Source organism: Riemerella anatipestifer, from assembly GCF_009663465.1.
Taxonomy (GTDB): domain Bacteria; phylum Bacteroidota; class Bacteroidia; order Flavobacteriales; family Weeksellaceae; genus Riemerella; species Riemerella anatipestifer_C.
Genome location: NZ_QXHU01000022.1, coordinates 1 through 737, shown reverse-complemented (window position 1 = coordinate 737; position 737 = coordinate 1). Strand labels below are relative to the sequence as shown.

Here is a 737-nt window from a genome sequence, read left to right as displayed (position 1 = left end):
CAACGGAAAAAGTATTTGCGAAGGGCGGGTTTGAATTGGACGATAAGTTCAATTCAGCACAACCGAAGCGGATGCTTTTTCCGTATTGCTAATTTAAGAAAAAAAAGTAATACGGAAAAGCAGAAGCGGATAAATATTCCCAAACTTTCAACTCTGCACTTAACCCCGCCTTTTGCAAATACTATGTTATGCGATGTTTTTAGATTACTATTGTGGAAAATTGAAAAAAAGTCATTTTTGCATTTTTTAGATATTCGACTGCATTTATAAAATCCTTCTTGCTTTGCAATTCAAAATAGAATTCGGAGGGATTTATACGATTTGTTAAAGGATTGTTCGTAAGTTTAGGTAATGCCCAAACTCGAAATCTTCTAATTTTAGGATTTAATCCCTCAAATCTTAATTCCTCCAAGCGTAATATTTTAAATTCAGTTCCCAAATAAAAATCCATTGGATTTATTAACTTTGATTTTAAAATTTCGATATATTTTTCTTCTAAATCTTCGGGAAAGTTTACTTTAAATTTTATTCCATCAACAACATAAATTATCTGATGATTTTTTTGTCTAACTTTTTTTACTTTTTTTTCAAATATTCTTTGTTTATAGAAATTGTCAAAAAATTGTATAGCGTTTTTATCACTGTCACTTGTTTTATGTATTTGAGAAAACAAATTCAATGAAAAAATCGTTAAAAGCAGTTTTAGGAGCCGTGTTTTCATAAAATATCGCATAACG

General features: G+C 29.3%; 1 protein-coding gene. It reads right to left on the bottom strand.

Annotated elements, in window-relative coordinates; translation table 11 throughout:
• Positions 1–199: 199 nt before the first annotated feature.
• Positions 200–737: hypothetical protein (locus tag D1003_RS10975; RefSeq protein ID WP_221410931.1), on the bottom strand; the 538-nt coding region annotated here is incomplete at its 5' end.